Origin of the sequence: Pseudomonas sp. NPDC089392, from assembly GCF_044749595.1 — a bacterium.
Lineage (GTDB): Bacteria > Pseudomonadota > Gammaproteobacteria > Pseudomonadales > Pseudomonadaceae > Aquipseudomonas.
The window spans coordinates 126,834-151,233 of sequence record NZ_JBIVIF010000011.1 but is presented as its reverse complement, the minus strand read 5'-3'; the positions used below and the strand labels follow the sequence as shown (position 1 = coordinate 151,233).

At 64.9% G+C, this 24,400-nt stretch carries 14 protein-coding genes; 9 read left to right on the top strand and 5 right to left on the bottom strand.

Features of this window, described 5'->3' with window-relative positions; translation table 11 throughout:
- Positions 1 to 107: 107 nt before the first annotated feature.
- The 3 genes from ACIP1G_RS12995 to gnd form a co-directional block, all read right to left on the bottom strand.
- The gene (locus ACIP1G_RS12995) at positions 108 to 1,904 is read right to left on the bottom strand and encodes a glycoside hydrolase family 15 protein (protein ID WP_400737414.1); all 1,797 of its coding nucleotides are present in this window, start codon (positions 1,902 to 1,904) and stop codon (positions 108 to 110) included.
- Between the two features lie 153 nt (positions 1,905 to 2,057).
- Positions 2,058 to 3,563 (bottom strand): glucose-6-phosphate dehydrogenase, encoded by a 1,506-nt coding sequence (zwf, locus tag ACIP1G_RS12990; protein WP_400737411.1) that lies wholly within the window; start codon positions 3,561 to 3,563, stop codon positions 2,058 to 2,060.
- Positions 3,560 to 4,543, bottom strand: a complete 984-nt coding sequence (gene gnd, locus ACIP1G_RS12985; RefSeq protein ID WP_400737408.1) for a phosphogluconate dehydrogenase (NAD(+)-dependent, decarboxylating) — start codon at positions 4,541 to 4,543, stop codon at positions 3,560 to 3,562. Before gnd ends, zwf begins: the two co-directional genes overlap by 4 nt.
- A 203-nt stretch (positions 4,544 to 4,746) precedes the next feature.
- On the opposite strand from gnd, the gene ACIP1G_RS12980 reads away from it, so the two are divergent.
- The 9 genes from ACIP1G_RS12980 (at position 4,747) to ACIP1G_RS12940 (ending at position 18,629) form a co-directional block, all read left to right on the top strand.
- Positions 4,747 to 4,914, top strand: a complete 168-nt coding sequence (locus ACIP1G_RS12980; protein ID WP_400737405.1) for a DUF6026 family protein — start codon at positions 4,747 to 4,749, stop codon at positions 4,912 to 4,914.
- A 631-nt stretch (positions 4,915 to 5,545) separates the two neighbouring features.
- Positions 5,546 to 7,105 carry a glycogen synthase GlgA gene (gene glgA, locus ACIP1G_RS12975; RefSeq protein ID WP_400737402.1) on the top strand — a complete coding sequence of 520 codons (1,560 nt, stop codon included), beginning with the start codon at positions 5,546 to 5,548 and terminating at the stop codon, positions 7,103 to 7,105.
- A 14-nt stretch (positions 7,106 to 7,119) separates the two neighbouring features.
- Positions 7,120 to 8,862, top strand: a complete 1,743-nt coding sequence (treZ, locus tag ACIP1G_RS12970; RefSeq protein ID WP_400737399.1) for a malto-oligosyltrehalose trehalohydrolase — start codon at positions 7,120 to 7,122, stop codon at positions 8,860 to 8,862.
- Positions 8,859 to 10,928, top strand: coding sequence for a 4-alpha-glucanotransferase (gene malQ / locus ACIP1G_RS12965; RefSeq protein WP_400737396.1), 2,070 nt, complete (start codon positions 8,859 to 8,861; stop codon positions 10,926 to 10,928). Before treZ ends, malQ begins: the two co-directional genes overlap by 4 nt.
- Complete coding sequence (locus ACIP1G_RS12960) at positions 10,925 to 13,699, top strand: malto-oligosyltrehalose synthase (protein ID WP_400737393.1); 2,775 nt, start codon at positions 10,925 to 10,927, stop codon at positions 13,697 to 13,699. Before malQ ends, ACIP1G_RS12960 begins: the two co-directional genes overlap by 4 nt.
- 14 nt (positions 13,700 to 13,713) lie before the next feature.
- On the top strand, positions 13,714 to 13,980 hold the full coding sequence (locus ACIP1G_RS12955) for a DUF2934 domain-containing protein (RefSeq protein ID WP_400737390.1): 267 nt from the start codon (positions 13,714 to 13,716) through the stop codon (positions 13,978 to 13,980).
- 151 nt (positions 13,981 to 14,131) lie between these two features.
- A complete protein-coding gene (gene glgX, locus ACIP1G_RS12950) occupies positions 14,132 to 16,285 on the top strand; it encodes a glycogen debranching protein GlgX (RefSeq protein ID WP_400737387.1) in 2,154 nt (717 codons plus the stop codon).
- 154 nt (positions 16,286 to 16,439) lie between these two features.
- A complete protein-coding gene (locus ACIP1G_RS12945; protein ID WP_400737384.1) occupies positions 16,440 to 17,234 on the top strand; it encodes an endonuclease/exonuclease/phosphatase family protein in 795 nt (264 codons plus the stop codon).
- 318 nt (positions 17,235 to 17,552) lie between these two features.
- A complete protein-coding gene (locus ACIP1G_RS12940; RefSeq protein ID WP_400737381.1) occupies positions 17,553 to 18,629 on the top strand; it encodes an autotransporter domain-containing protein in 1,077 nt (358 codons plus the stop codon).
- A gap of 117 nt (positions 18,630 to 18,746) precedes the next feature.
- Here ACIP1G_RS12940 and glgB read toward each other — a convergent pair whose 3' ends face one another.
- Entirely contained in the window at positions 18,747 to 20,957 is a 2,211-nt protein-coding gene (gene glgB, locus ACIP1G_RS12935; protein WP_400737378.1) for a 1,4-alpha-glucan branching protein GlgB, read from the bottom strand.
- Positions 20,954 to 24,274, bottom strand: a complete 3,321-nt coding sequence (gene treS, locus ACIP1G_RS12930) for a maltose alpha-D-glucosyltransferase (RefSeq protein ID WP_400737376.1) — start codon at positions 24,272 to 24,274, stop codon at positions 20,954 to 20,956. The genes glgB and treS overlap by 4 nt, the downstream gene beginning before the upstream one ends.
- Between the last annotated feature and the right edge of the window lie 126 nt (positions 24,275 to 24,400).

Below are 24,400 nucleotides of genomic sequence, written 5' to 3'. Positions count from 1 at the left end.
TGAGAGGTATCTCTCGGTTATCTGAAAGTCTCAGTCAGAGATCAGCGCTGGCGGGCTGAACTCTGATTTTGAGTTTTCACACAGCCTGTACAGGGGCCGCGCTTGCCTTATCCGCAACTCGCCCGATCGCGCACCGGGCACTGGGCGCGGTGCAGGTTCAGCGCGGTGTTGATGATGCCGATATGGCTAAACGCCTGGGGGAAGTTGCCGAGCATGCGCTGGCCGGCCGGGTCGTATTGTTCGGCCAGCAGGCCGAGGTCGTTGCACAGGCCGGTCAGGCGCTCATACAGCGCCTGGGCTTCTGCCTGACGGCCCAGCAAGACATAAACGTCAGCCAGCCAGAACGAACACACCAGGAAGGTGCCCTCGCCCGGCGTCAGGCCATCGCTGCAACTGTCACTGTCGTAACGCAGCAGCAGGCCGTTCTTCAGCAGGCGTTGTTCAATCTGTTCCAACGTGCGCAGAAAGCGTGGGTCATCGGCTGGCAGGAAGCCGGTCAGGGCGATCTGCAACAGGCTGGCGTCCATCTCGGTCGAGCCATAGGCCTGCACGAAGAACTTGCCGCCGGTGTCCAGGCCATGCTCACACACCTCACGGCGGATCTGGTCAGCCACCTGGCGGTAATGCTGCCCCTGTTCGCGGCCTTCTTCGGTGGTGTCGGCCAGCCCGGCGGCACGGTCGAACGCCACCCAGGCCATGACCTTGGAGTGCACGAACTGCTGACGGCCGCCGCGCACTTCCCAGATGCCTTCGTCCGGTTCGCGCCAGATGCGCTCGACGTAGGGCAGGATCAAACGGGAGATGGCGGCGCTGCGCGGGTGGCGGGGCAAGCCGCCCTTGATAGCCTGGGTCATGGCATCGGCCAGTTCGCCATAGATATCCAGCTGCATCTGCTGCGACGCGGCATTGCCCACCCGCACCGGTTGCGAATGCTCGTAACCGGCCAGCCACGGCAGGGTGTATTCCTGCAGGTCGCGCTCGCCGGCCAGGCCGTACATGATCTGCATCTGCTCGGGGTTGCCGGCCACCGAGCGCAGCAGCCATTCGCGCCAGGCCTGGGCTTCGTCGAAGTAGCCAAGGTTCATGAATGCCAGCAGGGTCATGGTGGCGTCGCGCAGCCAGCAGAAGCGGTAGTCCCAGTTGCGCTCGCCGCCGACGCGCTCGGGCAGCGAGGTGGTAACGGCGGCGACGATGCCGCCGGTGGGGGCGTAGGTCATGGCCTTGAGGGTCAGCAACGAGCGGCGTACCAAGGCGCTGTACGGGCCAACCTCCGGGCAGCGCGCAGCGAATGTCTGCCATTGGTCAATGGTGGCTTTAAGAGCATTGTCCACATTGCAGTCGGGCTGCACCGGCAGGTGGGACGGCTGGTGGCGCAGGCTGAACACCTGGCGCTCGCCCGTGGCGACGCGAAAGCGGGCGACGGTGTGGTGGTCGCGGGCATGTGGCGGTACGGTGCTGCACAGGATCAGCCGGTCGGGGCCGGCGACGGCGCTGAGGGTCAGCGGGTCGAGCCGTTCCACCCAAGGGACGCTGCGGCCGTAGTCGAAGCGCATGACCAGGTCCATTTCGAAGCTGGTTTCGCCAGACACGCCCTCGACGATACGCACCACTGAATTGACCTCGCCCAACGGCATGAAGTCGAGCACCCGGGCACGGCCACTGGCAGTGACCCAGGTGGTTTCCAGCACCAGGGTGTCGGCCAGGTACTGGCGGCTGCTGTGCTCGACCGGGTCGCAGGGGGCCAGGCGCCAGCGGCCGTTTTCTTCGTTGCCCAGCAGGGCTGCGAATACTGCGGGGGCGTCGAAGCGTGGCAGGCATAGCCAGTCGAGCGAGCCATCGCGGCTGACCAGGGCGGCGCTGCGGCAGTTGCCGAGCAGGGCGTAGTCTTCGATGTGGGCGGGCATTGGGTCTCCTTTGTGTGGTTGCCTGTGCTGGCCTATTCGCGGCGGTTCGACGCCTCGATAAACCCGCTCCTACAGGTGGTGGTGTTCCTGTAGGAGCGGGTTTATCGAGGCGTCGAACCGCCGCGAACAGGCCGGTACAGGCTTACAAACCTCTCACCCCAACCGGTGCCACTCGCGCTTGTCCCGGGTCAGCAGTTCATTGCCAGCCTCGGGCCCGTCTTCACCGGCCGGGTACTCATGCACCTCGCCCGCCTGTGCCCAGGCATCAAGGAACGGCTGCACCGCACGCCAGCCGTTCTCGATGTTGTCGGCCCGCTGGAACAGGGTCTGGTCACCGGTCAGGCAGTCGTAAATCAGCGTTTCGTAACCCGTCGCCGGGGTCATCTTGAAGAAGTCCTTGTAGGCAAAGCCCAGCTCGACATTCTCCATCACCAGCTCCGGCCCGGGGCGCTTGGCCTGCAGGTCGAACCACATGCCTTCGTTGGGCTGGATCTGGATTTTCAGGTAGTTGGGCTTGGGCCGCTCCAGCTCCGACTCACGGAACTGCGCATACGGTGCGGGCTTGAAGCAGATGGCGATTTCCGTGTCGCGCACGCTCATGCGCTTGCCGGTGCGCAGGTAGAACGGCACGCCGGCCCAGCGCCAGTTGTCGATCATCACCTTCAGCGCCACGTAGGTCTCGGTCTGGCTGTCGGCCGCAACGTTGGCCTCCTGGCGGTAGCCGGGCAGCTGCTTGCGCCCCTGCTTACCAGCGCTGTACTGGCCACGCACCGAATTTTTCAGGGCCATCTTCGCCGACCATGGGCGGATGGCGCCGACCACCTTGGCCTTCTCGCTGCGCACGGCATCGGCGGCAAACGCGGCCGGTGGCTCCATGGCCACCATCGCCAGCAACTGGAACAGGTGGTTGGGCACCATGTCGCGCAGGGCCCCGGTGCTGTCGTAGAACGCACCGCGGGTTTCGACGCCGACCGTTTCCGCGGCAGTGATTTGCACGTGGTCGATGTAGTGGTTGTTCCAGAACGACTCGAACAGGCCGTTGGAGAAGCGGCTGACCAGAATGTTCTGCACCGTCTCTTTGCCCAGGTAATGGTCGATGCGGTAGATCTGCCGCTCGCCCATCACCTTCAACAGGCAGGCATTGAGCGCCTCGGCGCTGGCCAGGTCGGTGCCGAAGGGCTTTTCGACCACCACCCGGCGAAAGCCACCGGCGGACTCGTCGAGCAAGCCGGCTTCGCCAAGGCGCTGGGCCACTTCCGGGAAGAAGCGCGGCGAGGTGGCCAGATAGAAGATGGCGTTACCATGACTGGTTTTGTCGATGCGCTTGCCGATGGCCGCATAGGTAGCCGGGTCGAGGAAATCGCCTGTCTGGTAATCCAGGCGCTTGGCCAAGCGTGCCCAGAGTTTTTCATCCAGGCACTTGGCAACGCCCTCGCCGCCCTTGTCGCGTTCGGCCATGAACGCGCGCAGGCGCTCGGCGAAGTCTTCGGCACTGGCCGGGTTGTGATCGACGCCGACGATGCGCAAATTGCGGTCGAGCAACCCGTCACGGCTGAGGTTGTACAGCGCCGGCGTCAGCAGGCGCTTGACCAGGTCGCCATTGGCGCCGAACAGGAACAGGGTGCAAGGGGGTGCGGCTGGAATGGTCTGTTTAGTCATTCGCCTTTCTTCTCGACGTGGCCACCAAAGCCCAGGCGCATGGCCGAGAGAATCTTGTCACCGTAGGTGCCCTGCTGCTGGCGCGAACGGAAGCGCGCGAACAGCGCGCTGGACAGCACCGGCACCGGCACCGCCTGCTCGACGGCAGCATCGATGGTCCAGCGGCCTTCACCACTGTCGGACACCGAGCCACTGAACTGCGACAGTTGCGGGTCGGCCACCAGCGCATCGGCGGTGAGGTCGAGCAGCCACGAGGTAACCACGCTGCCACGCCGCCACACTTCGGCGATTTCGGCCACGTTCAGATCAAAGCGCTGTTCTTCCGGCAGCTCGTTGCCGCCTTTGCTGCGCAGCAGGTCGAAGCCTTCGGCATAGGCCTGCATCAGGCCGTATTCAATGCCGTTGTGCACCATTTTCACGTAGTGCCCGGCCCCAGGTGGGCCGGCGTGGATATAGCCATGCTCGGCGCGCTGGTGCTCGCCGCTGCGGCCATGGGTACGCGGTATGTCACCCACGCCCGGTGCCAATGCCTTGAACAGCGGCTCCAGGCGCTCGAACACGTCCTTTTCGCCGCCGATCATCATGCAGTAGCCACGGTCCAGGCCCCACACGCCGCCGGAGGTGCCGACGTCCAGGTAGTGCAGGCCGCGCTTGGCCAGTTCAGCGGCGCGGCGCATGTCGTCCTTGTAGAACGTGTTGCCGCCGTCGATGATCGCATCGCCCGGCTCCAGCAGTTCGGCCAGTTGCGCGATGGTCTGCTCGGTGGGCTCACCGGCCGGCAGCATGACCCATACCGCGCGCGGCGCTTTCAGTTTCTGTACCAGCGCGCCGAGATCATGCGCGCCTTGGGCGCCCTCGCCCTCCAGGCCGGTGATGGCCTCACGGTTGCGGTCGTGCACCACGGTGCGGTGGCCGGCGCGCATCAGGCGCCTTGCGATATTGCCGCCCATGCGGCCCAGCCCGATGATTCCCAGTTGCATGAGCCGATGCTCCCCTTTCAAATGGATGACAACACAGTCCAGCTTTTCAGATTAGTCCAGCATGCCGCACGAGGGTTCAGCGACGAACGGCGAGACCACGATAAACAAAAAAGTTCCAAAGGCCTGCGAAAGAATTCAAAATGCGCCCCGCGTGAAGCGTCTACGCTTTGACTTGTCACCAGCCAAAACCGCGAGGTGTGCTCATGGGTACTTTGATGCCTGCAACCCCAACCCAGACACTCTATGTTTCCGTGCGCCGTGATGAGCTGCGTAAATTGAAGGACGAACGTGACCAGCTGCGCCAGCAGGTTGCCCAACTGAACCTGCTGCTGGCGCAACAGCGTGATGGCGATAAGGCTGTCAGCGTCTGATTGTTCCTTCCTCTGGTGGGGGCTGTGATGCTCCCACCTTGCTGAACGCCCCCTTCGTTTTTTGCAGGCCTGGCCTCTTCGCGGGTAAACCCGCTCCTACAGGTTTGTGCTGCCTCTGAGATCCCACGGTACCTGTGGGAGCGGGGTTTACCCGCGAAGAAGCAAACACCGCTCCTGAGCCCCAATATGGTGCATGAGCCCGCTCCGGCCACATTTTGGCGCACCCGCACAACACCCCCGTCGCCCCTTTTCATATCCGCTCACAAACGCCAACGTTTGCGTCTATTCCGCACATAACAATAGTGACCAGTGGGTCACCTTTTTATCTCTTTCTCTCCTACACTCGGCTTTCGGCCCGCCATTTGCTCATCGGAAGAGTGACCAAAAAAGTCGAACTTTCAGGAAAGCGGGCAGGTCAGGAATTAAGTAGGCCAAACGCAAAGGGACTTCCCAGCCTCGGCCCGCCACCCAACCCGCCCAATCGCCTCGGCCGGAACGCCGATCGCGCTGTGCCTGCGCGCACGACCCTGGGGCATGGAACGCATTACGCAGCATTCAGAATTAGAGAGTACCAACACGAAACATCGCCACGGGTGCCAGCACCCGGCCAAGCATAGGGACGGAGAGAAGTATGATCAGTGCCGCTGTCGAGCCTCACGTAGATTCATTCAACCCGGACAACCGCGAGCCGCTTACCCCGGATTTCGCCACGACAGGCAAGGCACCCGGCGCCCAGCGCCAGCAAAACCCCAACAAACGCAAGATTCTGTTCGTGACCTCGGAAATTTCCGACCTGGTGAAAACCGGCGGCCTGGGGGACGTGTCGGCGGCCCTGCCCCGCGCGCTGGCGCACCTGCACGACGTGCGGGTGCTGATCCCCGGCTACCGCCAGGTGATGGAAAGCGACAACCCCATCCACATCGTCGGTGAACTGGGCGGCCACGCAGCGCTGCCGCCGTGCAAGATCGGGCGCATGGACATGGCCGACGGCCTGGTCATCTATGTGCTGATCTGCCCCGAGCTGTACCTGCGCGACGGCACCCCCTATGGCGCCAACAACGGCCGCGACTGGCCCGACAACCACATCCGCTTTGCCCGCCTGGGCCTGGCCGCCGCCGAAATTGCCGCTGGCGAAGGCAAGATCCACTGGCAGCCCGAAGTGGTGCACGCCCACGACTGGCCTGCTGGCCTGGCCCCCGCCTACATGCACTGGCGCGGCCTGAACACGCCAACTCTGTTCACCATCCACAACCTGGCCTACCAGGGTGTGTACAGCCGCGGCTGCAGCCCCGAGCTGGCGATCCCCGATCACGCCATGCAGCAGGAAGGCATGGAGTTCTACGGCAAGCTGTCGTTCCTCAAGGCCGGTTTGGCCTACTCCAGCCACATCACCACGGTCAGCGCCACTTATGCCCGGGAAATCACTACCCCGGAATTCGGCTGTGGCCTGCATGGCTTCCTCGCCAGCAAGGCCCAGCAAGGCCTGCTCGGCGGCATCCCCAACGGTATCGACGAAAGCTGGGATTCGGCCACCGACAAGCACCTGCAGCACAACTTCAGCATCAACGACTGGGAAGGCAAGGCGCGCAACACCCAGGAAGTGCGCGAACTGTTCGGCCTGGAGCCCTCCGAGGGCCCGCTGTTTGCCGTGGTCTCGCGGCTGGTCTACCAGAAAGGCCTGGACCTGACCTTGGGCGTGGCCGACTACATCGTCGAGCAAGGCGGGCAGATCGCGATCATTGGCCGTGGCGAACCGGAAGAAGAACAGGCCATGCGCGAGCTGGCGCTGCGCCACCCAGGCCGCATCGGCGTGCGCATCGGCTTCAACGAAACCGACGCCCGGCGCATGTTCGCTGGCAGCGACTTCTTGCTGATGCCGTCGCGCTACGAGCCCTGCGGCCTCAGCCAGATGTACGCGCAGCGCTTCGGCTCGCTGCCGGTGGCACGTAACACGGGCGGGCTGGCGGACACCATCGAGTGTGGCGTCACCGGCTTCCTGTTCAACGAATCGACCGTCGAGAGCTACCGCGAAGCACTGAGCCGCGCCTTCTATGTCTACAGCAAGAAGGACCTGCTGAACGCCATGCGCTGCCTGTCGATGACCCAGCCGTTCAACTGGTGCCAGGCGGTGGAACCCTACGCCCGCCTGTACGAGGACCTGGTCAAGCAGGCGCAACTGAGCCACTACTAAGCGGGGGTCAGAAGATGCACAGGCATGGCGCACACTTGCTGGACGCCACGTCGGCGCGCTTCGCCCTCTGGGCGCCTGATGCGCGCAGCGTGAGCGTGGAACTGGAGCAGCAGCCGGCCGTGGAGCTGCTGCCGGATATTGATGGCTGGTACACCGGCGTGGCCCCGTGCCAGGCCGGTGACCGTTACCACTACCGTATCGACGGTGAGCTGCAGGTAGCCGACCCGGCCTCGCGCTACCAACCCGATGGCGTACAGGGGCCGAGCCAGGTGGTGGATGTGGCCAGCTATGCCTGGCAACACCCCTGGCAAGGCCGGCCCTGGCACGAGGCGGTGATCCAGGAACTGCACGTTGGCCTGCTCGATGGCTATGACGGCGTGGCCCGGCAGCTGCCACGCCTGGCCGAGCTGGGCATCAGTGCGATCGAGCTGATGCCCTTGGGGCAGTTCCCCGGAGAGCGCAATTGGGGCTACGACGGCGTGCTGCCCTATGCACCGCAGAACACCTACGGCAGCCCCGAGCAATTGTGCGCGCTAGTCGACCAGGCCCACGGCCAAGGACTGATGGTGTTGGTGGACGTGGTCTACAACCACTTCGGCCCCGACGGCAATTACCTGCACCAGTATGCCAGCCCGTTCTTCCGCGAAGACCGCCAGACGCCTTGGGGCGCAGCCATCGACTTCCGCCGCCCGCAGGTACGTGAGTACTTCATCCAGAACGCGCTGATGTGGCTGTGCGACTACCGCTGCGACGGCCTGCGCCTGGATGCCGTGCATGCCATCGACCAGCCCGATTTCCTGGTCGAACTGGCACAGCGGGTACGCGCCGCCGTAGCGCCAGGCCGCCAGGTGTGGCTGGTGCTGGAGAACGAGCACAACCAGGCCGGCCTGCTGCAACAGGGCTTCGACGCCCAGTGGAACGACGACGGCCACAATGCCTTGCATGTGCTACTGACCGGCGAAACCGAAGGCTACTACGCCGACTACCAGCAACGCCCCATCGACCAGCTGGCGCGCTGCCTGGCCGAAGGCTTCGTGTTCCAGGGCCAGGCCAACCGCCACGGCACGCCACGCGGCGAGCCCAGCGGGCACCTGGCGCCCAGTGCCTTTGTGTTGTTTTTGCAAAACCATGACCAGATCGGCAACCGCGCCCTGGGCGAGCGCCTGACCCGGCTGTGCCCGCCGCCGGCCCTGCGTGCGGCCACCGGCCTGCTGCTGCTGGCGCCGATGATCCCGCTGCTGTTCATGGGCGACGACGATGGCAGCTGCCGGCCGTTCCTGTTCTTTACCGACTTCCATGACCAGCTGGCCGATGCGGTGCGCGAAGGCCGGCGTGGCGAGTTTGCCCACTTCACCGCCTTTGCCGACCCTGAACAGCGTGAGCACATTCCCGACCCCAATGCCGAACAGACCTTCGAGTCGTCACGCCCGCAAAACAAGGAAGTGCTCGCTGGCTGGCACGGCCTGTACCAGCAACTGCTCGACCTGCGCCGCCGCCACGTCATCCCGCACTTGCCCGGCACCCGCGCGCTGGGTGCCGAAGTACACGGCGACAAGGCGCTGACGGCGCGTTGGCGGCTGGGCAATGGCAACACCTTGCGCATCGACCTGAACCTGGCCGACAGCCCGCAACAGGTTGAGCTGCCCGCGCCGCCCTCGCGGCTGTTCGACAGCAGCGACACCCGCCACCCCGATACCCACCTGGCCGCGTATAGCTGCGTGGTCAGCCTGCTTCCCCCTGCCCTGGAGCGCCCATGAGCGAAACCGCCCTGCATCGCCTGGCGACCCGCGTCGGGCTGAGCCGCGACTGGATCGACGCCAATGCCCGGCCCCAGCGCGTCAGCGACGAGGTGCTGCGCAACATCCTCGAAGGCCTTGGCCACCCCGCAGCCGATGACGCCGCGATTGCTGCCAGCCTGCGTGCCGTGGAAGCCGCCGAAGACAGCGAGCACCTGCCGCCCCTGCTGACCGCCGACCTCGGCCAGCCGCTGGCGCTGTCGCGCTACTTCAGCGCCGCCAGCATCGTCCACTGCACCCTGGAAGACCACGCCTCACTCACCCTCACCCTCGACGACCAGGCGCGCCTGCCCGGTGAGCTGCCGATCGGCTACCACCAGGTGGAAATCGACAGCCGCCGCTTCACCTTGGCAGTGGCCCCGCCACGCTGCCACAGCCTGGACGACATGGTGCAACAGCCACCCCCACGCTGCTGGGGGTTGGCCGTTCAGCTGTACAGCCTGCGCCGCCCCGGCGATGGCGGCTACGGCGATTGCCTGGCCCTTGAACAACTGGCCCGCTCGGCGGCCGAGCGGGGTGCCGATGCCTTGGCCATCAGCCCGATCCACGCCCTGTCGGCCATCGACCAGGAGCACTACAGCCCGTATTCGCCTTCCAGCCGCCTGTTGCTCAACACCCTGTACGCCAGCCCTGCCGCCCTGCTGGGTGAGCGGGCGGTGCGCGTGGCCATCGAAGCTTGCGGCCTGGAGCAACTGCTGGAAGAGCTGGAGCAACGCCCGCTGGTCGACTGGCCGCGTGCCGCCAACGCTCGCCAGCGCCTGCTTGAAGCCCTGTACCAGGGTTTCAGCCAGGGCGACCACCCGTTGCGCAAGGATTTCGACAGCTTCCGCGAAGCCGGCGGCCAGGCGCTGGAGCACCACTGCCGCTTCGAGGTGCTGCAGGCGCAGGCGGTGGAGCATGGCCGGGGCGCTGACTGGCGCAACTGGCCCAAGGCCTGGCACGACCCGTACCACCCGGAAGTGGAAGCCTTTGCCAGCGCCTACCCGGCCAAGGTCGAGTTCCATGCCTTTTGCCAATGGCTAACCGAACGGGGCCTGCAACGTGCCCAGGAAGCGGCCCGTGGCAACGGCATGGCGGTCGGCCTGATCGCCGACCTGGCCGTAGGTGCCGACGGCGCCGGCAGCCAGGCCTGGAGCCGCCAGGACGAACTGCTGGCCGGCCTGAAAGTGGGCGCGCCGCCCGACATCCTCAACCGCGCCGGCCAGGACTGGGGCATTTGCGCCTTCTCGCCCGAAGGCCTCAAGCGCAACGGTTACCGCGCCTTCATTGAAATGCTGCGGGCCAACCTGGCCCACGCCGGCGGCCTGCGCATCGACCACGTAATGGGCCTGCGCCGGCTATGGCTGATCCCCCAAGGGGCCAAGCCCAGCGAAGGTGCCTACCTCAACTACCCGCTGGACGACCTGCTGCGCCTGCTGGCGCTGGAGTCGGTGCGCCACCAGGCGATCATCCTTGGCGAAGACCTGGGCACGGTGCCCGACGGCCTGCGTGAACAGCTGGCGGCCAAGGCCGTGCTGGGTATGCGCGTGCTGCCGTTCGAGCAAACCCAGCCCGGCCAGTTCAAGCCGATTCTCGACTGGCCGGACAACGCCCTGGCCACCACCGGCACCCACGACCTGGCACCGCTGGCCGGCTGGCTGGAAAACCGCGACATCGACTGGAACCACCGCTTGCAACTGATTGACGCTGCCACCGAGCTGCACTGGCGCCACGAGCGGCGGCAGGAACACGATGGCCTGCGTCGCACCCTGCAGGCCAACTACGGCGAGCTGAAGGACAACGACGCGGTGATCGATGCAGCCATCCGCTACGTTGGCCATACCCGTGCGCCGCTGGTACTGGTGCCGCTGGAAGACCTGCTGGGGTGCGACGAGCAACCCAACCTGCCGGGCACCACCGCAGGCCACCCCAATTGGCGCCGGCGCTTTGCCCGGCCGGTGCGCGAACTGCTCGATGACGAGGACGCCGCGCGGCGCCTGGAGCTGCTGGCCCAGGCCCGCGAGCAGGCCTGGGAGCGTGACCGATGAAGCCACTGACCGCGACCTTGCGCTTGCAGTTTCACAGCGACTTCAGCCTTGACCACGCAGTGCCGCTGGTGCCGTACTTCGCCCAGCTGGGCATCAGCCACCTGTATGCCTCGCCCATCCTCAAGGCCCGTGCTGGCTCGCGCCACGGCTACGACGTGGTCGACCCGACCTGCGTCAACCCTGAACTCGGCGGTGAGGCGGCCCTGCAACGGCTGGTCGCCGCCCTGCGACAGCACGGCATGGGGCTGATCCTCGATACCGTGTCCAACCACATGGCCGTGGGCGGTGCCGATAACCCCTGGTGGCAAAGCCTGCTGGCCTGGGGCCGGCGCAGCCCGTATGCGGAGTTCTTCGACATCCAGTGGCACTCCAGCGACCCGCTGCTGGCCGGGCAACTGCTGTTGCCGTTCCTGGGTAGCGACTATGGCGTGGCGCTGAAGAATGGCGACATACCGCTGCAATTCGACAAGCACCAAGGGCTATTGCAAGTCGCCCATTACGCGCACCGCTTCCCGATCTGCCCGGTCGACTATGGCTGGATCCTGGCGCTGAGCCCGGAGCCGGCCTTGCAGGCACTGGCCGAACACTTCACGGCGTTGGCTGAGTCGGCCACGCCGCTGGCCGACGCCCTGCCCCTGCAAGCCGAACTGGCGCGCCTGGTGAGTGAAGGTGCCGACCTTGAATCGGCGCTGGTGGCCTTCGACAGCCGCGCTGAAAACGGCTTCAAGCGCCTGCACCTGCTGCTGGAGCGACAAACCTATCGCCTGGCCAGCTGGCGCACCGCCGCCGACGACATCAACTGGCGACGTTTCTTCGACATCAATGAGCTGGGCGGCCTGCGCGTAGAGCGCGCGGTGGTGTTCGAAGCCACCCACGCCAAACTGTTCGAACTGATCGAACGCGGCCTGGTGGATGGCCTGCGCATCGACCATATCGACGGCCTTGCCGACCCGCGCGGTTACTGCCGCAAACTGCGTCGGAGGGTCGATGGGCTGCTGGCTCGGCGGCCTTTGCATGCTGCCCTGGAACATTTCCCGATCTACGTCGAAAAGATTCTCGGCGCCAACGAGCACCTGCACCGCGACTGGCAGACTGACGGCACCACCGGCTACGAATTCATGAACCAGGTCTCGCTGCTGCAGCACGACCCGGCCGGCGAAGCGCCGCTGACCGAGCTGTGGGCCAACATCAGCGAACGCCCCAGCTACGCCGAAGAGGTGCACCAGGCACGCCACCTGGTGCTCAACGCCAGCTTGGCGGGCGACTGCGAATCGGTGGCCCAGGCGCTGTTGCAGGTAGCGCGCAACGACCTGATGACCCGCGACCTGACCTTGGGTGCGATTCGCCGGGCCTTGCAGGCGCTGGTGGCGCATTACCCGGTATACCGCACCTATTTCAACGCCTGCGGGCGCCCGGCCGAAGACGAAGGCTTTTTCAAGCAGGCCCTGGCCAATGCCCGCCAGGACCTCGGCGAAGCCGACTGGCCGCTGCTCGAACAACTTGAACAGTGGCTGGGCGGGCAAGCCTGGCGTCACCTGCCGCCAGGCCGGGCGCGCAAACAGCTGCGCCACGCTTGTGTACGCTTCCAGCAACTGACCGCGCCCAGCGCGGCCAAGGCCGTGGAGGACACCGCCTTCTACCGCAGCGCCCGGCTGCTTTCGCGCAATGACGTGGGCTTCGAGGCCGAGCGTTTCAGCGCCCCTGCCGGGCACTTCCACAACGAGGCCCAGCGGCGCCTGCGCGACTTCCCCGACAACCTGCTGGCCACCGCCACCCATGACCACAAGCGCGGCGAAGACACCCGTGCGCGCCTGGCCGTACTCAGCGAGCGCGGCCCGTGGCTGGCCAGCCGGGTAGAGCACTGGCGCGAACTGGCAGAGCCGCTGCGCACGCCACTGGACGACGGCCCGGCGCCCAGCCCCGGCGACGAACTGATGCTGTTGCAGACGCTGCTTGGCAGCTGGCCGCTTGAGCTTGACCTGCACGACGACAGCGCCCTGCGCCAGTACGCCGAACGCATTCGCCAGTGGCAGCAGAAGGCCCTGCGCGAGGCCAAGCTGCGCAGCAGCTGGAGCGCACCCAACGAGGCCTATGAAAGCGCCTGCGCCCACTACATCGATGGCCTGTTGCTGGACAGCGAGAACCAGCAGCTGCGCAAGTCCGTGGCCGACGCAGCGCACCTGCTGGCCTGCCCTGGCGCCCTCAATGGCCTGGTCCAGGCCCTGCTGCGCATGACCACGCCCGGCGTGCCCGACCTGTACCAGGGCAATGAGTACTGGGACTTCAGCCTGGTCGACCCGGACAACCGCCGCGCCGTGGACTACGCTTGCAGGCGTCGCACCCTGGACGACGCCACACCGCCCGCCGAGCTGCTGGCGCACTGGCGCGATGGCCGCATCAAGCAGGCCCTGATCGCCCGGATGCTGGACTGCCGCCAGGCTCACGCCGAACTGTTCCGCCGTGGCGCCTACCTGCCGCTGACCGTGCAGGGCCGGCATGCGGACCAGGTGGTCGCCTTTGCCCGGCTGGGGGAAGGCGAGCGGGCCGTCATCGTTGCGCCACGCCTGGCCAGTACCCTGCTGGGTGGCGCCACTACACCGTTGATCCCGGCGCAGAACTGGGAAGACACCCGGGTGATATTGCCGTTTGCCTTGTCACCTGCCAACTCGACGGGACTTTTCCCCTGTACGGCGGTCAGCCCTTCAAGGGAGCTGATGTTGAGTGCCGTGCTGGCGGAGTTTCCAGTCAATCTTTTGATACAACAAACTTGAGCATCAGGAGCGTCATGATGAGTGTCGAAGAAAAACGTATCCGCGAATTTGCTTATCAGATCTGGGAGTCCGAAGGCAAACCCGCCGGCCAGGAAGACCGCCACTGGGACATGGCCCGCAAGCTGGCCGAGGCCGAGGCCTTGGCGCCTAAAGCGGCGCCGCGCAAGCGGGCACCGGCCAAGGCCAAGGTAGCGGCTGAGCCTAAGGCGGCTGCGCTGCCGGGGATCAAACCGGCGGCGGCGAAGAAGCCCCGGGCGGTGAAAAAGCCTACTGCTGGTTAAGCCTGTCCTGGCCTATTCGCGGGTAAACCCGCTCCTACAAGGATTGCGCCAGGCCTGGGTGTGGCACCGTCCCTGTAGGAGCGGGTTCACCCGCGAATAGGCCGGTGCAGGACGGCATCAATCCCTCCACCACGGCCACTAGAGGACCGCCATGAGCCCCCGCACCCCGAAGAAAACCCGCTCAGTCGCCCCATCGCGCATCCGCGAAGGCCTGCCCTTCCCCCTCGGCGCCACCTGGGATGGCCTGGGGGTGAACTTCGCCCTGTTCTCGGCCAACGCCACCAAGGTCGAGCTGTGCCTGTTCGACTCCACCGGCGAGCAGGAGCTCGAACGCATTGAGCTGCCCGAATACACCGACGAGATCTACCATGGCTACCTGCCCGACGCTCACCCCGGGCTGGTCTACGGCTACCGCGTGTATGGCCCCTACGAGCCGGAGAACGGCCACCGCTTCAACCCCAACAAACTGCTGATCGACCCGTATGCCAAGCAACTGGTCGGCAGCCTGAAATGGTCCGAGGCGCTGTTCGGCTATACCATCGGCCACCCCGACGGCGACCTGTCGTTCGACGAACGCGACAGCGCGCCTTTCGTGCCCAAATGCAAGGTGATCGACCCGGCCTTCACCTGGGGCCGCGACCAGCGCGTGCTGATCCCTTGGGAACGCACGATCATCTACGAGGCCCACGCCCGCGGTATCAGCATGTGCCACCCGGCAGTACCGGAAGAACTGCGCGGCACTTTCGCCGGCCTGGCCAACGACGAGCTGCTCAAGCACATCAAGGAGCTGGGCGTTTCCAGCATCGAATTGCTGCCGATCCACGCCTTTGTCAACGACCAGCACCTGCTGGACAAGGGCCTGAACAACTACTGGGGCTACAACAGCATCGCCTTCTTCGCGCCCCACCCGCGCTACCTGGCCAGTGGCAAGATCGCCGAGTTCAAGGAGATGGTCGCGCACCTGCACGACGCCGGGCTGGAGGTGATCCTCGACGTGGTCTACAACCACACCGCCGAAGGCAACGAGCGCGGCCCTACCCTGTCGATGCGTGGCATCGACAACGCCTCGTACTACCGCCTGATGCCGGATGACAAACGCTTCTACATCAACGATTCCGGCACCGGCAACACCCTGGACCTCAGCCACCCGTGCGTACTGCAACTGGTCACCGATTCGCTGCGCTACTGGGCCGGCGAAATGCACGTGGACGGCTTCCGCTTCGACCTGGCGACCATTCTTGGCCGCTACCACGACGGTTACAGCGAGCGCCACGGCTTTCTTGTCGCCTGCCGCCAGGACCCGATGCTAAGCCAGGTCAAGCTGATCGCCGAGCCGTGGGACTGCGGCCCAGGCGGCTATCAGGTCGGCAACTTCGCCCCGGGCTGGGCGGAATGGAACGACCGTTTCCGCGACACCGTGCGCGCGTTCTGGAAGGGTGACGAAGGCCAGCTGGCCGATTTTGCCTCGCGCATGACCGCCTCGGGCGACATGTTCAACAACCGCGGCCGGCGCCCCTATGCCTCGGTCAACTTCGTCACCGCCCACGACGGCTTCACCCTGCGCGACCTGGTGTCGTACAACCAGAAGCACAACGAAGACAACGACGAGAACAACCAGGACGGCACCGACAACAACCTGTCATGGAACTGCGGCGTCGAAGGGCCGACCGACGACCCCGGCATCAATGCCCTGCGCATGCGCCAGATGCGCAACTACTTCGCCACCCTGCTGCTGGCCCAGGGTACGCCGATGATCGTCGCTGGCGACGAGTTCAGCCGTACCCAGCACGGCAACAACAATGCCTACTGCCAGGACAGCGAGATCGGCTGGGTGAACTGGGACCTGGACCAGGAAGGCGAAGAACTGCTGGCCTTCGTCAAACGCCTGACCCGCCTGCGCCTGGCCTACCCGGTGCTGCGCCGCTCGCGCTTCCTGGTGGGTGACTACAATGAGGCTATCGGGGTCAAGGACGTGACCTGGCTGGCGCCGGACGGCAACGAGATGAGCGTGGCGCAATGGGAAGACCCGCATGGGCGCTGCCTGGGCATGCTGATCGACGGCCGTGCGCAAATCAGCGGCATTGCCCGGCCGGGCGCCGAGGCCACTGTGCTGCTGATCGTCAATGCCCACCATGACACTGTGCCGTTCAAGCTGCCGACCGTGCCCGAAGGGGATTACTGGAGCTGCCTGGTCGACACCGACCGGCCGGAACTGCGCAAGGGGCAGCACCTGCACTTCGACAGCACCTTCGAGGTGAAGGGGCGGTCGCTGTTGCTGATGGTGTTGCAGCGCGACGAAGAGTGAACCTGAGTAACTGACGCATGTCCCTTGTAGGAGCAGCCTTGTGCTGCGAAGAGGCCGGTAAGGCAAACGATTTGCTGTACCTGTAACGGCCTCTTCGCAGCACAAGGCTGCTCCTACAAGGGCCTGTGTAAAACCGTTTGATCGAGGAGTAACCGTGAACCCCGAAGCCGGCAGTACAGGTTTCGCCAGCGTCAACCAGGCCCCGGCCGTGAAGCGGCTGCGGGTGCTGACGGTGAATACCCACAAGGGCTTTACCGCCTTCAACCGGCGCTTCATCCTGCCGGAACTGCGCGAGGCGGTGCGCAGCACCCAGGCCGATATCGTGTTCCTGCAGGAGGTGCTCGGCAGCCACGACCGCCATGCCGCGCGCTACCCCGGCTGGCCGCAAACGTCCCAGTACGAATTCCTCGCCGACAGCATGTGGAGCGACTTCGCCTATGGCCGCAACGCGGTCTACCCTGACGGCCACCACGGCAATGCGCTGCTTTCCAAGTACCCGATCATCGAACACCGCAACCTCGACGTGTCAATCACCGGCCCCGAGCGCCGCGGGCTTTTGCACTGCATTCTCGACGTGCCCGGCCAACACCAGGTGCATGCCATCTGCGTGCACCTGTCATTGCTGGAAAGCCACCGGCAGAAGCAGTTGCAGCTGCTGCGCAAACTGCTTGGGTCGCTGCCCGCCGACGCCCCGGTGATCATCGCCGGTGACTTCAACGACTGGAAATCCCACGGCAACCGTACCCTCGGCCTGCAATCTGACCTGCATGAGGCCTTTGAACGCCACCACGGCCACCTCGCCCGCACCTACCCTGCCCGCTTACCGCTGCTGCGCCTGGACCGTATCTACCTGCGCAACGCCGAAAGCCATGGGCCGCGGATTCTGGGGCACAAACCTTGGTCGCACTTGTCAGATCACTTGCCGTTGGCCGTCGAGGTCAGGCTTTAGCAATCATTCTTCATAGCCAGCCTGCGGCAAATAGCGAACCCCGCTATACCTTACTGTTTTACTAGATAAAACAAGAAGTTAAGCAAAAGTACAGAACCTGAACAGATCCTTCACGCTTTCTTGACGCAAGCGGCGACCTCTCCTTAGCTGAACATTATCTAGTAGTAAAGATCTCGCGCCGGGCCTCTAGCTCGCGCCTTTGTGCGCGTTTGCGAAAGCTGGCGTGCTGGTTTGGGTCGCCCACTGTTTTTGCCGTACAGCTCGTGACAACAGGCCAGGTCCTCGGGCTGTACCCCACAAAAACAAAGGAGATCCGCCATGAAAAAAACCTCGAGCCCCTTGCGCTTCGATCGTATTTTCTACGCGGTTTCCACGTCGCTGCTTCTGGCAACCCCGGTGGAAACTTTCGCGTTCGAATTGCAGGGTGACCCCACCTCGCCCGGCTTCCTGCAGCAACCCGCGGTGCCACAGCTGTCGCTGGACCCGGTCAGCGCCAGTGGCTTGAGCATCGGCACCTTGAATGCGTTCTCGCATTCGATGGACCAGCGCCACGGGCAGGCGGCCCCCGACCTGGTCGCCAGCCAATGGTCGCAGTTCTTCCCCAGCGCCGCGCGCAACGGCGCGCAACCCCCAGACCAGCTTGAAGCACCCAGCCAGCAATTGATGATCGGCCCGGACCTGTTCGTGCGTGAAACCGCAGCGGGCAATGTGCACCGTGCGGGGATCTTCGTGGGGCACAACAACCTGCAAAGCAGTTTCAACGGCATGCGCCCGCTGCTGGGCGACAAACAGCGCAATGCGGTGAACCTGAGCGGGGAAAGCCTGGGGGTGTACTGGAGCATGACCCATGAACAGGGTTGGCACCTGGATGCCGTGGCCATGGGCTCGCGCATTGACGTCAATGGCCGCGGCGAGAATGGCCAGCGGCTGGACGACAGCGGCCACGCGATGACCTTCTCGTTGGAAGGTGGCATTCCCATCAGGCTGGGTGGCGGTTGGGTGATCGAGCCACAGGCTCAGTTGATCAACCAGCAGTTCTACCCCGGCAGCCGCGTGCAGGAAGAGACCTTGCAGGCCTTCGACAGCCAGCCGAGCTGGAGTGGCCGGGTGGGTGCCAAGTTGTCCGGGAACTATGAAGTGCGCGGCATGCCGGTGGAACCCTATGTGCGGACCAACGTGTGGTATGACTTCAGCAATGCCGATGAAGTGCAGCTGGACCAGGTCGACAAGATCTCCAGTTCGCGTTATTCGACCACGGTGGAACTGGGCTTGGGGCTGGTGGCACGGGTGACGCCTTCGGTGGCTTTGTTTGTCAGTGCCGATTACAGCAGTGATGTGGATGGCAATGATTTGAATGGGCTGATTGGTAGCCTTGGGGTGCGGATGCGGTGGTAGGCAGGTGCGGCCCCTTCGCGGGTAAACCCGCTCCCACAGGGACCGCACAAGGTCTGAATCTTGTGCGGTCCCTGTGGGAGCGGGTTAACCCGCGAAGGGGCCGGTACAGGCAACAGATCAGGCGGGTTTCATCACCAGCACACCCAGCGGCGGCAGGTTCAGGGCCAGCGACAGTGGCTGGCCATGGCTGGCCACCTCGTTACTTTCCACCACCCCCAGGTTGCCGACATTCGACCCGGCATACAGCGCAGCATCGCTATTGAGCAGTTCCTGCCAACGCTCGCCGAATGGCACACCAATGCGATAGCCCTCGCGTGGCACCGGGGTGAAGTTGGCCACCACCAGCACCGGCTCGCCACTGCTGCTCCAGCGCAGCCAGGCATACACGCTGTTCTGCGCATCGTCACCAATCAACCACTGGAAGCCCTGCGGCTGGCAGTCCTGCTCGTGCAGCGCCGGCACCTCGCGGTACAGGCGGTTGAGGTCGCCAACCAGGCGCTGCACGCCCTGGTGCTCGGGGTACTGCAGCAGGTACCAGTCCAGCTCACTGTCATGGTCCCATTCGCGCCACTGGCCGAACTCGCAGCCCATGAACAGCAGCTTCTTGCCCGGGTGCGCCCACATGAAGGTGAGGTAGGCCCGCAGGTTGGCGAACTTCTGCCAGCGGTCGCCCGGCATCTTGTCGATCAGCGAGTGTTTGCCATGCACCACTTCGTCGTGGGAGATGGGCAGGATGAAGTGCTCGGAATAGGCATAGATCAGCCCGAAGCTCATCTCGTTGTGGTGGTAGGTGCGGTGCACCGGGTCGTTCTGGATGTAGTGCAGGGTGTCGTGCATCCAGCCCATGTTCCACTTGTAGGCAAAGCCCAGGCCGCCCTGCTGGGTCGGTTGGCTGACGCCGGGCCAGGCGGTGGATTCTTCGGCGATGATCAATGCGCCCGGGGCCTCGTGGGCGGCCACGCCGTTGAGGTGACGGATGAAGTCGATGGCCTCCAGGTTCTCGCGCCCGCCATGGCGGTTGGGCACCCATTCGCCAGCCTTGCGCGAATAGTCGCGATACAGCATCGAGGCCACCGCATCGACCCGCAGGCCGTCGATGTGGAAGTGCTTCAGCCAGTGCAGCGCCGAGGCCATCATGAAACCGCGCACTTCGTTGCGGCCGAGGTTGTAGATCAGCGTGTTCCAGTCCTGGTGGTAGCCCTCCAGGGGGTTGTCGTACTCGTACAAGGCGGTGCCGTCGAAACGCGCCAGGCCGTGTTCGTCGGTAGGGAAATGCGCCGGCACCCAGTCGAGCAGCACGCCAATGCCGCCTTGGTGGCAGGCATCGATAAAGGCGGCGAAGTCTTCGGCGCTGCCGTAGCGCGAGGTGGGTGCAAACAGCGACAGCGGCTGGTAGCCCCAGGAGCCGCCGAACGGGTGCTCCATGATTGGCAGCAGTTCGATGTGGGTAAAGCCCAACTCCTGCACATAAGGCACCAGGCGCTCGGCCAGTTCACGCCAGTTGTAGTAGCGCCCGACTTCGCCCGCCTCGTCCAGCTCGCAGCGCCACGACCCTGGGTGCAGCTCGTAGATCGACAGGGGCATGTTGTAGGCATGGCGCTGCGCGCGCTGCGCCATCCAGTCGTGGTCTTGCCAGGCATGGCTGAGCTCGCCCGCCACCTTGGACGCGGTGCTCGGCGGCAGCTCGGTGGCACGGGCCAGCGGGTCTGCTTTGAGTGGCAGTATGCCTTCCTTGCCCAGTACCTCGAACTTGTAGGTTTCGCCCACGCCCAGGCGCGGCACGAACAGCTCCCATATCCCGGCGCTATGACGCAGGCGCATGGGGTGGCGGCGGCCGTCCCAGTTGTTGAAATCACCGACCACCGACACCCGCCGGGCGTTCGGCGCCCATACCGAGAAACACACGCCGTCGATGCCATCGGCCTTGATCGGCTGCGCACCAAAGCGCCCGGAGAGGTCGCGGTGGTTGCCTTCGGCGAACAGGTACAGGTCCATGTCGCCCAGTTGCGGGCCAAAGCTGTAGGGGTCTTCGGTGACCTGCTCGCCACCGGCCCAGCCGATCTGCAACAGGTACGGGTGAGCCTCATCCAGGTGCGCGCTGAACAAACCGGGCAGGCTAGCCTGCTCCATTTCGGCGAGTACGCGCCCGTCATGCCGGGCCAGGATGCGCACATTCAGTGCATTGGGCAGGTAGGCGCGGACCACTTGCCCGCCCGCACTGTCGCCATGGGGGCCGAGTACCGCAAATGGATCGGCGTGCTCGGCGCGGGCCAGGGCGTCTATGTCCCGTTGCCGAAGGCCACCGTTTTCACGCATTGTTACGTTCATTCTGACTCTCCCCAGGTACTGATCAGTCCATGCAGGCCATGCAAAGGCACGGCCAGCCAACTCGGACGGTTCTCGGCTTCGTATGTAATTTCGTAAGCGGCTTTCTCCAGGCAGAACAGCTCCAGTGCGGCACGCTCGCCCTCGGCCCGCTGCCAGGCGTGGGGCATGGCGGCGGTGGCCAGGCCATAGGCTTCGACAAAGGCGTGCCGCGACTGGTGCAGGTACTGCCTGGCAACACGTTGCCGGGCCTGCCGCGCCGGGTCGGAAAGGTCGACCGCAGACGCGCTGCGCAAGATCATGGCAGCAGCATAGTCGAAGGATCGCAGCACGCCGCTGACATCTTTATACGGGCTGTGTTTGGCCCGGCGTTCGTCCAGCGGCCGGGCCGGTTCGCCTTCGAAATCAATCAGGTAGGCATCGCCCTGCACCACCAGCACCTGGCCCAGGTGCAGGTCGCCATGCACACGCATCAGCAGGCCGCCTTCGGCCTGGTGGGCCAGATTGGCCACGTGCTGGGCCAGGCCGTCGCGCTGCTGTTGCAGGTCGTCGACCAGCGCCTGGCTGTCGCTGTCGAGGCTGTCACGGTGCTGGGCCAGCAAGTCGAGGGCGTGGGTCAGTTCGGCGCTTATCTGGGTACTCCAGCGCTGGCTGTCGTCACCCTCGCTGGGGCGCGGCTGGAAGGCCGGGTCATGGGTCGGCGCGGCCAGCAGCAGGTGCATCTCGCCCAGGCGCTGGCCGAGCAAGGCAGCAAAGCCGGTGAGTTCGGCCAGGGCATCGGTGTGGGCTTCACCGTCAAGGCTGGGGGGCTCCATCTGATCGCGGATGGCCCGCTCCAGGGTGTTCTGGGTCCAGGCCCAGGCATCGCCCTGATTGCTCAGGTAACCCTGGGCGATCATCAACAGGTGCGGTGCGCCTTGTGGGTCCACCCGGCTGACCCAGGCCAGCAGCGGCGAGATATTGGCAAAGCCGGCGGCGGTCAGGTAGGCGCTCATTTCCAGCTCTGGGTGAATGCCCGGGTTGACCCGGCGGATCAGCTTGAGCACCACGCGGTCGCCGATCACCACCGAGCTGTTGGACTGCTCGGCACTGAGGTAGCGCACTGTGCTTTCGTCGTTCAGCGCCAGGCCTGCCAACTGTTCCGTGCAGGCAAAGCGCAGTTCGCCTTCGCCATCGCCGCAAGGCAACTGCGCGCCTTCCTGGCAGGCACGCAACACTGCACGGATGAAAGGCTCAAGGACGAAGGCGTCGGTGATCAAACCCACCTGATGGGCGCGGCGCACCCGCGACAAGGCCAACTGCTGCGGCAGCGCGGAATTGATCTGCTCTTCGGGCAGCAAGCCAAACGGTAGCTGGTAGTGGTTGGCCACGCCGTCACTGAGCACTTCGATTTCGCTGAGCAGCACCGGCGTGGTGGCCGTGCTGAAGCGCACGCCATAGCGCAGGCGCACGCTGTCGATCGGCCCTTCCTTGCCGGCGAACCAACGCCGTTTGGGCAGGTACTGCGGCAGGATGGTGGTTTGCAGGGTGTCGCTGGCGGGTGACTCCAGCAGTTCTTCCATGCGTTTGCGCAGTACCAACGTAGTCAATTCGGGTAACCCCTCGGTGGCCTGGATGTGCCAGCTGGGCATGCGGTCGTGGGCGGCCAGCAGGAACCAGTAGAAGGCATAGGGTGGCAAAGTCAGCAGGAACGGCAGTTGCCCGATGGGTGGGAAGGCGCTGCCGCCGAGCATCTCTACCGGTACTTTGTCGGCGAATTGTGACAATTCCAGTTCAGCCGCCTGGGCAGCGCGAGAGACGTTGGCCACGCACAGGATGACCTCGGTGTTGCCGTCGGCATCGGTGTACTCGCGGATGTAGGCGAGGATGCGCCGGTTGCTCGGTGTAAGGGTGCGCAGCGTGCCACGGCCAAAGGCCTTCTGCTGCTTGCGCACTGCCAGCATGCGTCGGGTCCAGTTCAGCAGCGAGTGCGGGTCGTGGCTTTGGGCTTCGACGTTGACGGTCTGGTAGCCGTATAGCGGGTCCATGATCGGCGGCAGCACCAGGCGCTGCGGGTCGGCGCGGGAGAAACCGCCGTTGCGGTCTGGCGACCATTGCATGGGTGTGCGCACGCCGTCGCGGTCGCCCAGGTAGATGTTGTCGCCCATGCCCAGTTCGTCGCCGTAATACAGGGTGGGCGTGCCGGGCATCGACAGCAGCAGGCTGGTGAGCAGCTCGATGCGCCGGCGGTCACGCTGCAGCAGCGGTGCCAGGCGCCGGCGAATCCCTAAGTTGATGCGCGCACGGCGGTCTTCGGCGTAGTAGTTCCACAGGTAGTCGCGCTCGCGGTCGGTGACCATTTCCAGGGTCAGCTCATCGTGGTTGCGCAGGAAGATCGCCCATTGGCAGTTGGCCGGGATTTCCGGGGTCTGGCGCAGGATGTCGGTGATCGGGAAGCGGTCCTCCATGGCCAGGGCCATGTACATGCGTGGCATCAACGGGAAGTGGAAAGCCATGTGGCATTCGTCGCCCTCGCCTTCACCGAAATAAGGGCGGGTGTCCTCGGGCCACTGGTTGGCCTCGGCCAGCAGCATGCGGTCGGGGTAGTTGGCGTCGATTTCGGCGCGGATCGCCTTGAGCACATCGTGGGTTTCGCCGAGGTTTTCGTTGTTGGTGCCATCGCGCTCGATCAGGTAGGGGATGGCGTCCAGGCGCAGGCCGTCGACACCCAGGTCGAGCCAGAAGCGCATCACCCCGATCACCGCCTTGAGCACCTGCGGGTTGTCGAAGTTGAGGTCTGGCTGGTGCGCGTAAAAGCGGTGCCAGAAGTACTGGCCGGCGACCGGGTCCCAGGTCCAGTTGGACTTCTCGGTATCGAGGAAGATGATGCGCGTGCCGTCGTACTTCTGGTCGTCATCCGACCACACGTAGAAATCGCGTGCCTTGCTGCCGCGCTTGGCGTGGCGGGCACGCTGGAACCATGGGTGCTGGTCGCTGGTGTGGTTGATGACCAGCTCGGTGATCACCCGCAGGCCGCGCTTGTGCGCCTCGGCGATGAAGCGGCGGGCATCTGCGAGGCTGCCGTAGTCGGGGTGCACGGCCTTGTATTCGGCGATGTCGTAGCCGTCGTCGCGCCGTGGCGAGGGGTAGAACGGCAGCAGCCACAAGGTGTTGACGCCCAACTCGGCAATGTAGTCGAGCTTGCTGATCAGGCCGGCGAAATCGCCGATGCCGTCGTTGTTCGAATCGAAAAACGACTTGATGTGCAGCTGGTAGATGACGGCGTCCTTGTACCACAGCGGGTCGTCGATGAAGGCTGCCGGGCGGGAACGCTTGGCCATGTGCGACTCCTTTCATTTCCAGGTTGCTCTGGCCCCCCGTAGGAGCGGGTTTACCCGCGAAGCAGGCACCGCGGTGGTTGGCACCGGCTTTGCCGGTGTTCGCGGGCAAGCCCGCTCCTACAAAGG

Coding starts and splice junctions, on each gene's coding strand:
- ACIP1G_RS12940 (WP_400737381.1), top strand. CDS start 17,553: ATGAAAAAAACCTCGAGCCCCTTGCGCTTCGATCGTATTTTCTACGCG.
- gnd (WP_400737408.1), bottom strand. CDS start 4,543: ATGCAACTGGGAATCATCGGGCTGGGCCGCATGGGCGGCAATATCGCA.
- glgX (WP_400737387.1), top strand. CDS start 14,132: ATGAGCCCCCGCACCCCGAAGAAAACCCGCTCAGTCGCCCCATCGCGC.
- ACIP1G_RS12995 (WP_400737414.1), bottom strand. CDS start 1,904: ATGCCCGCCCACATCGAAGACTACGCCCTGCTCGGCAACTGCCGCAGC.
- ACIP1G_RS12960 (WP_400737393.1), top strand. CDS start 10,925: ATGAAGCCACTGACCGCGACCTTGCGCTTGCAGTTTCACAGCGACTTC.
- zwf (WP_400737411.1), bottom strand. CDS start 3,563: ATGACTAAACAGACCATTCCAGCCGCACCCCCTTGCACCCTGTTCCTG.
- treZ (WP_400737399.1), top strand. CDS start 7,120: ATGCACAGGCATGGCGCACACTTGCTGGACGCCACGTCGGCGCGCTTC.
- malQ (WP_400737396.1), top strand. CDS start 8,859: ATGAGCGAAACCGCCCTGCATCGCCTGGCGACCCGCGTCGGGCTGAGC.
- glgB (WP_400737378.1), bottom strand. CDS start 20,957: ATGAACGTAACAATGCGTGAAAACGGTGGCCTTCGGCAACGGGACATA.
- ACIP1G_RS12955 (WP_400737390.1), top strand. CDS start 13,714: ATGATGAGTGTCGAAGAAAAACGTATCCGCGAATTTGCTTATCAGATC.
- ACIP1G_RS12980 (WP_400737405.1), top strand. CDS start 4,747: ATGGGTACTTTGATGCCTGCAACCCCAACCCAGACACTCTATGTTTCC.
- treS (WP_400737376.1), bottom strand. CDS start 24,274: ATGGCCAAGCGTTCCCGCCCGGCAGCCTTCATCGACGACCCGCTGTGG.
- glgA (WP_400737402.1), top strand. CDS start 5,546: ATGATCAGTGCCGCTGTCGAGCCTCACGTAGATTCATTCAACCCGGAC.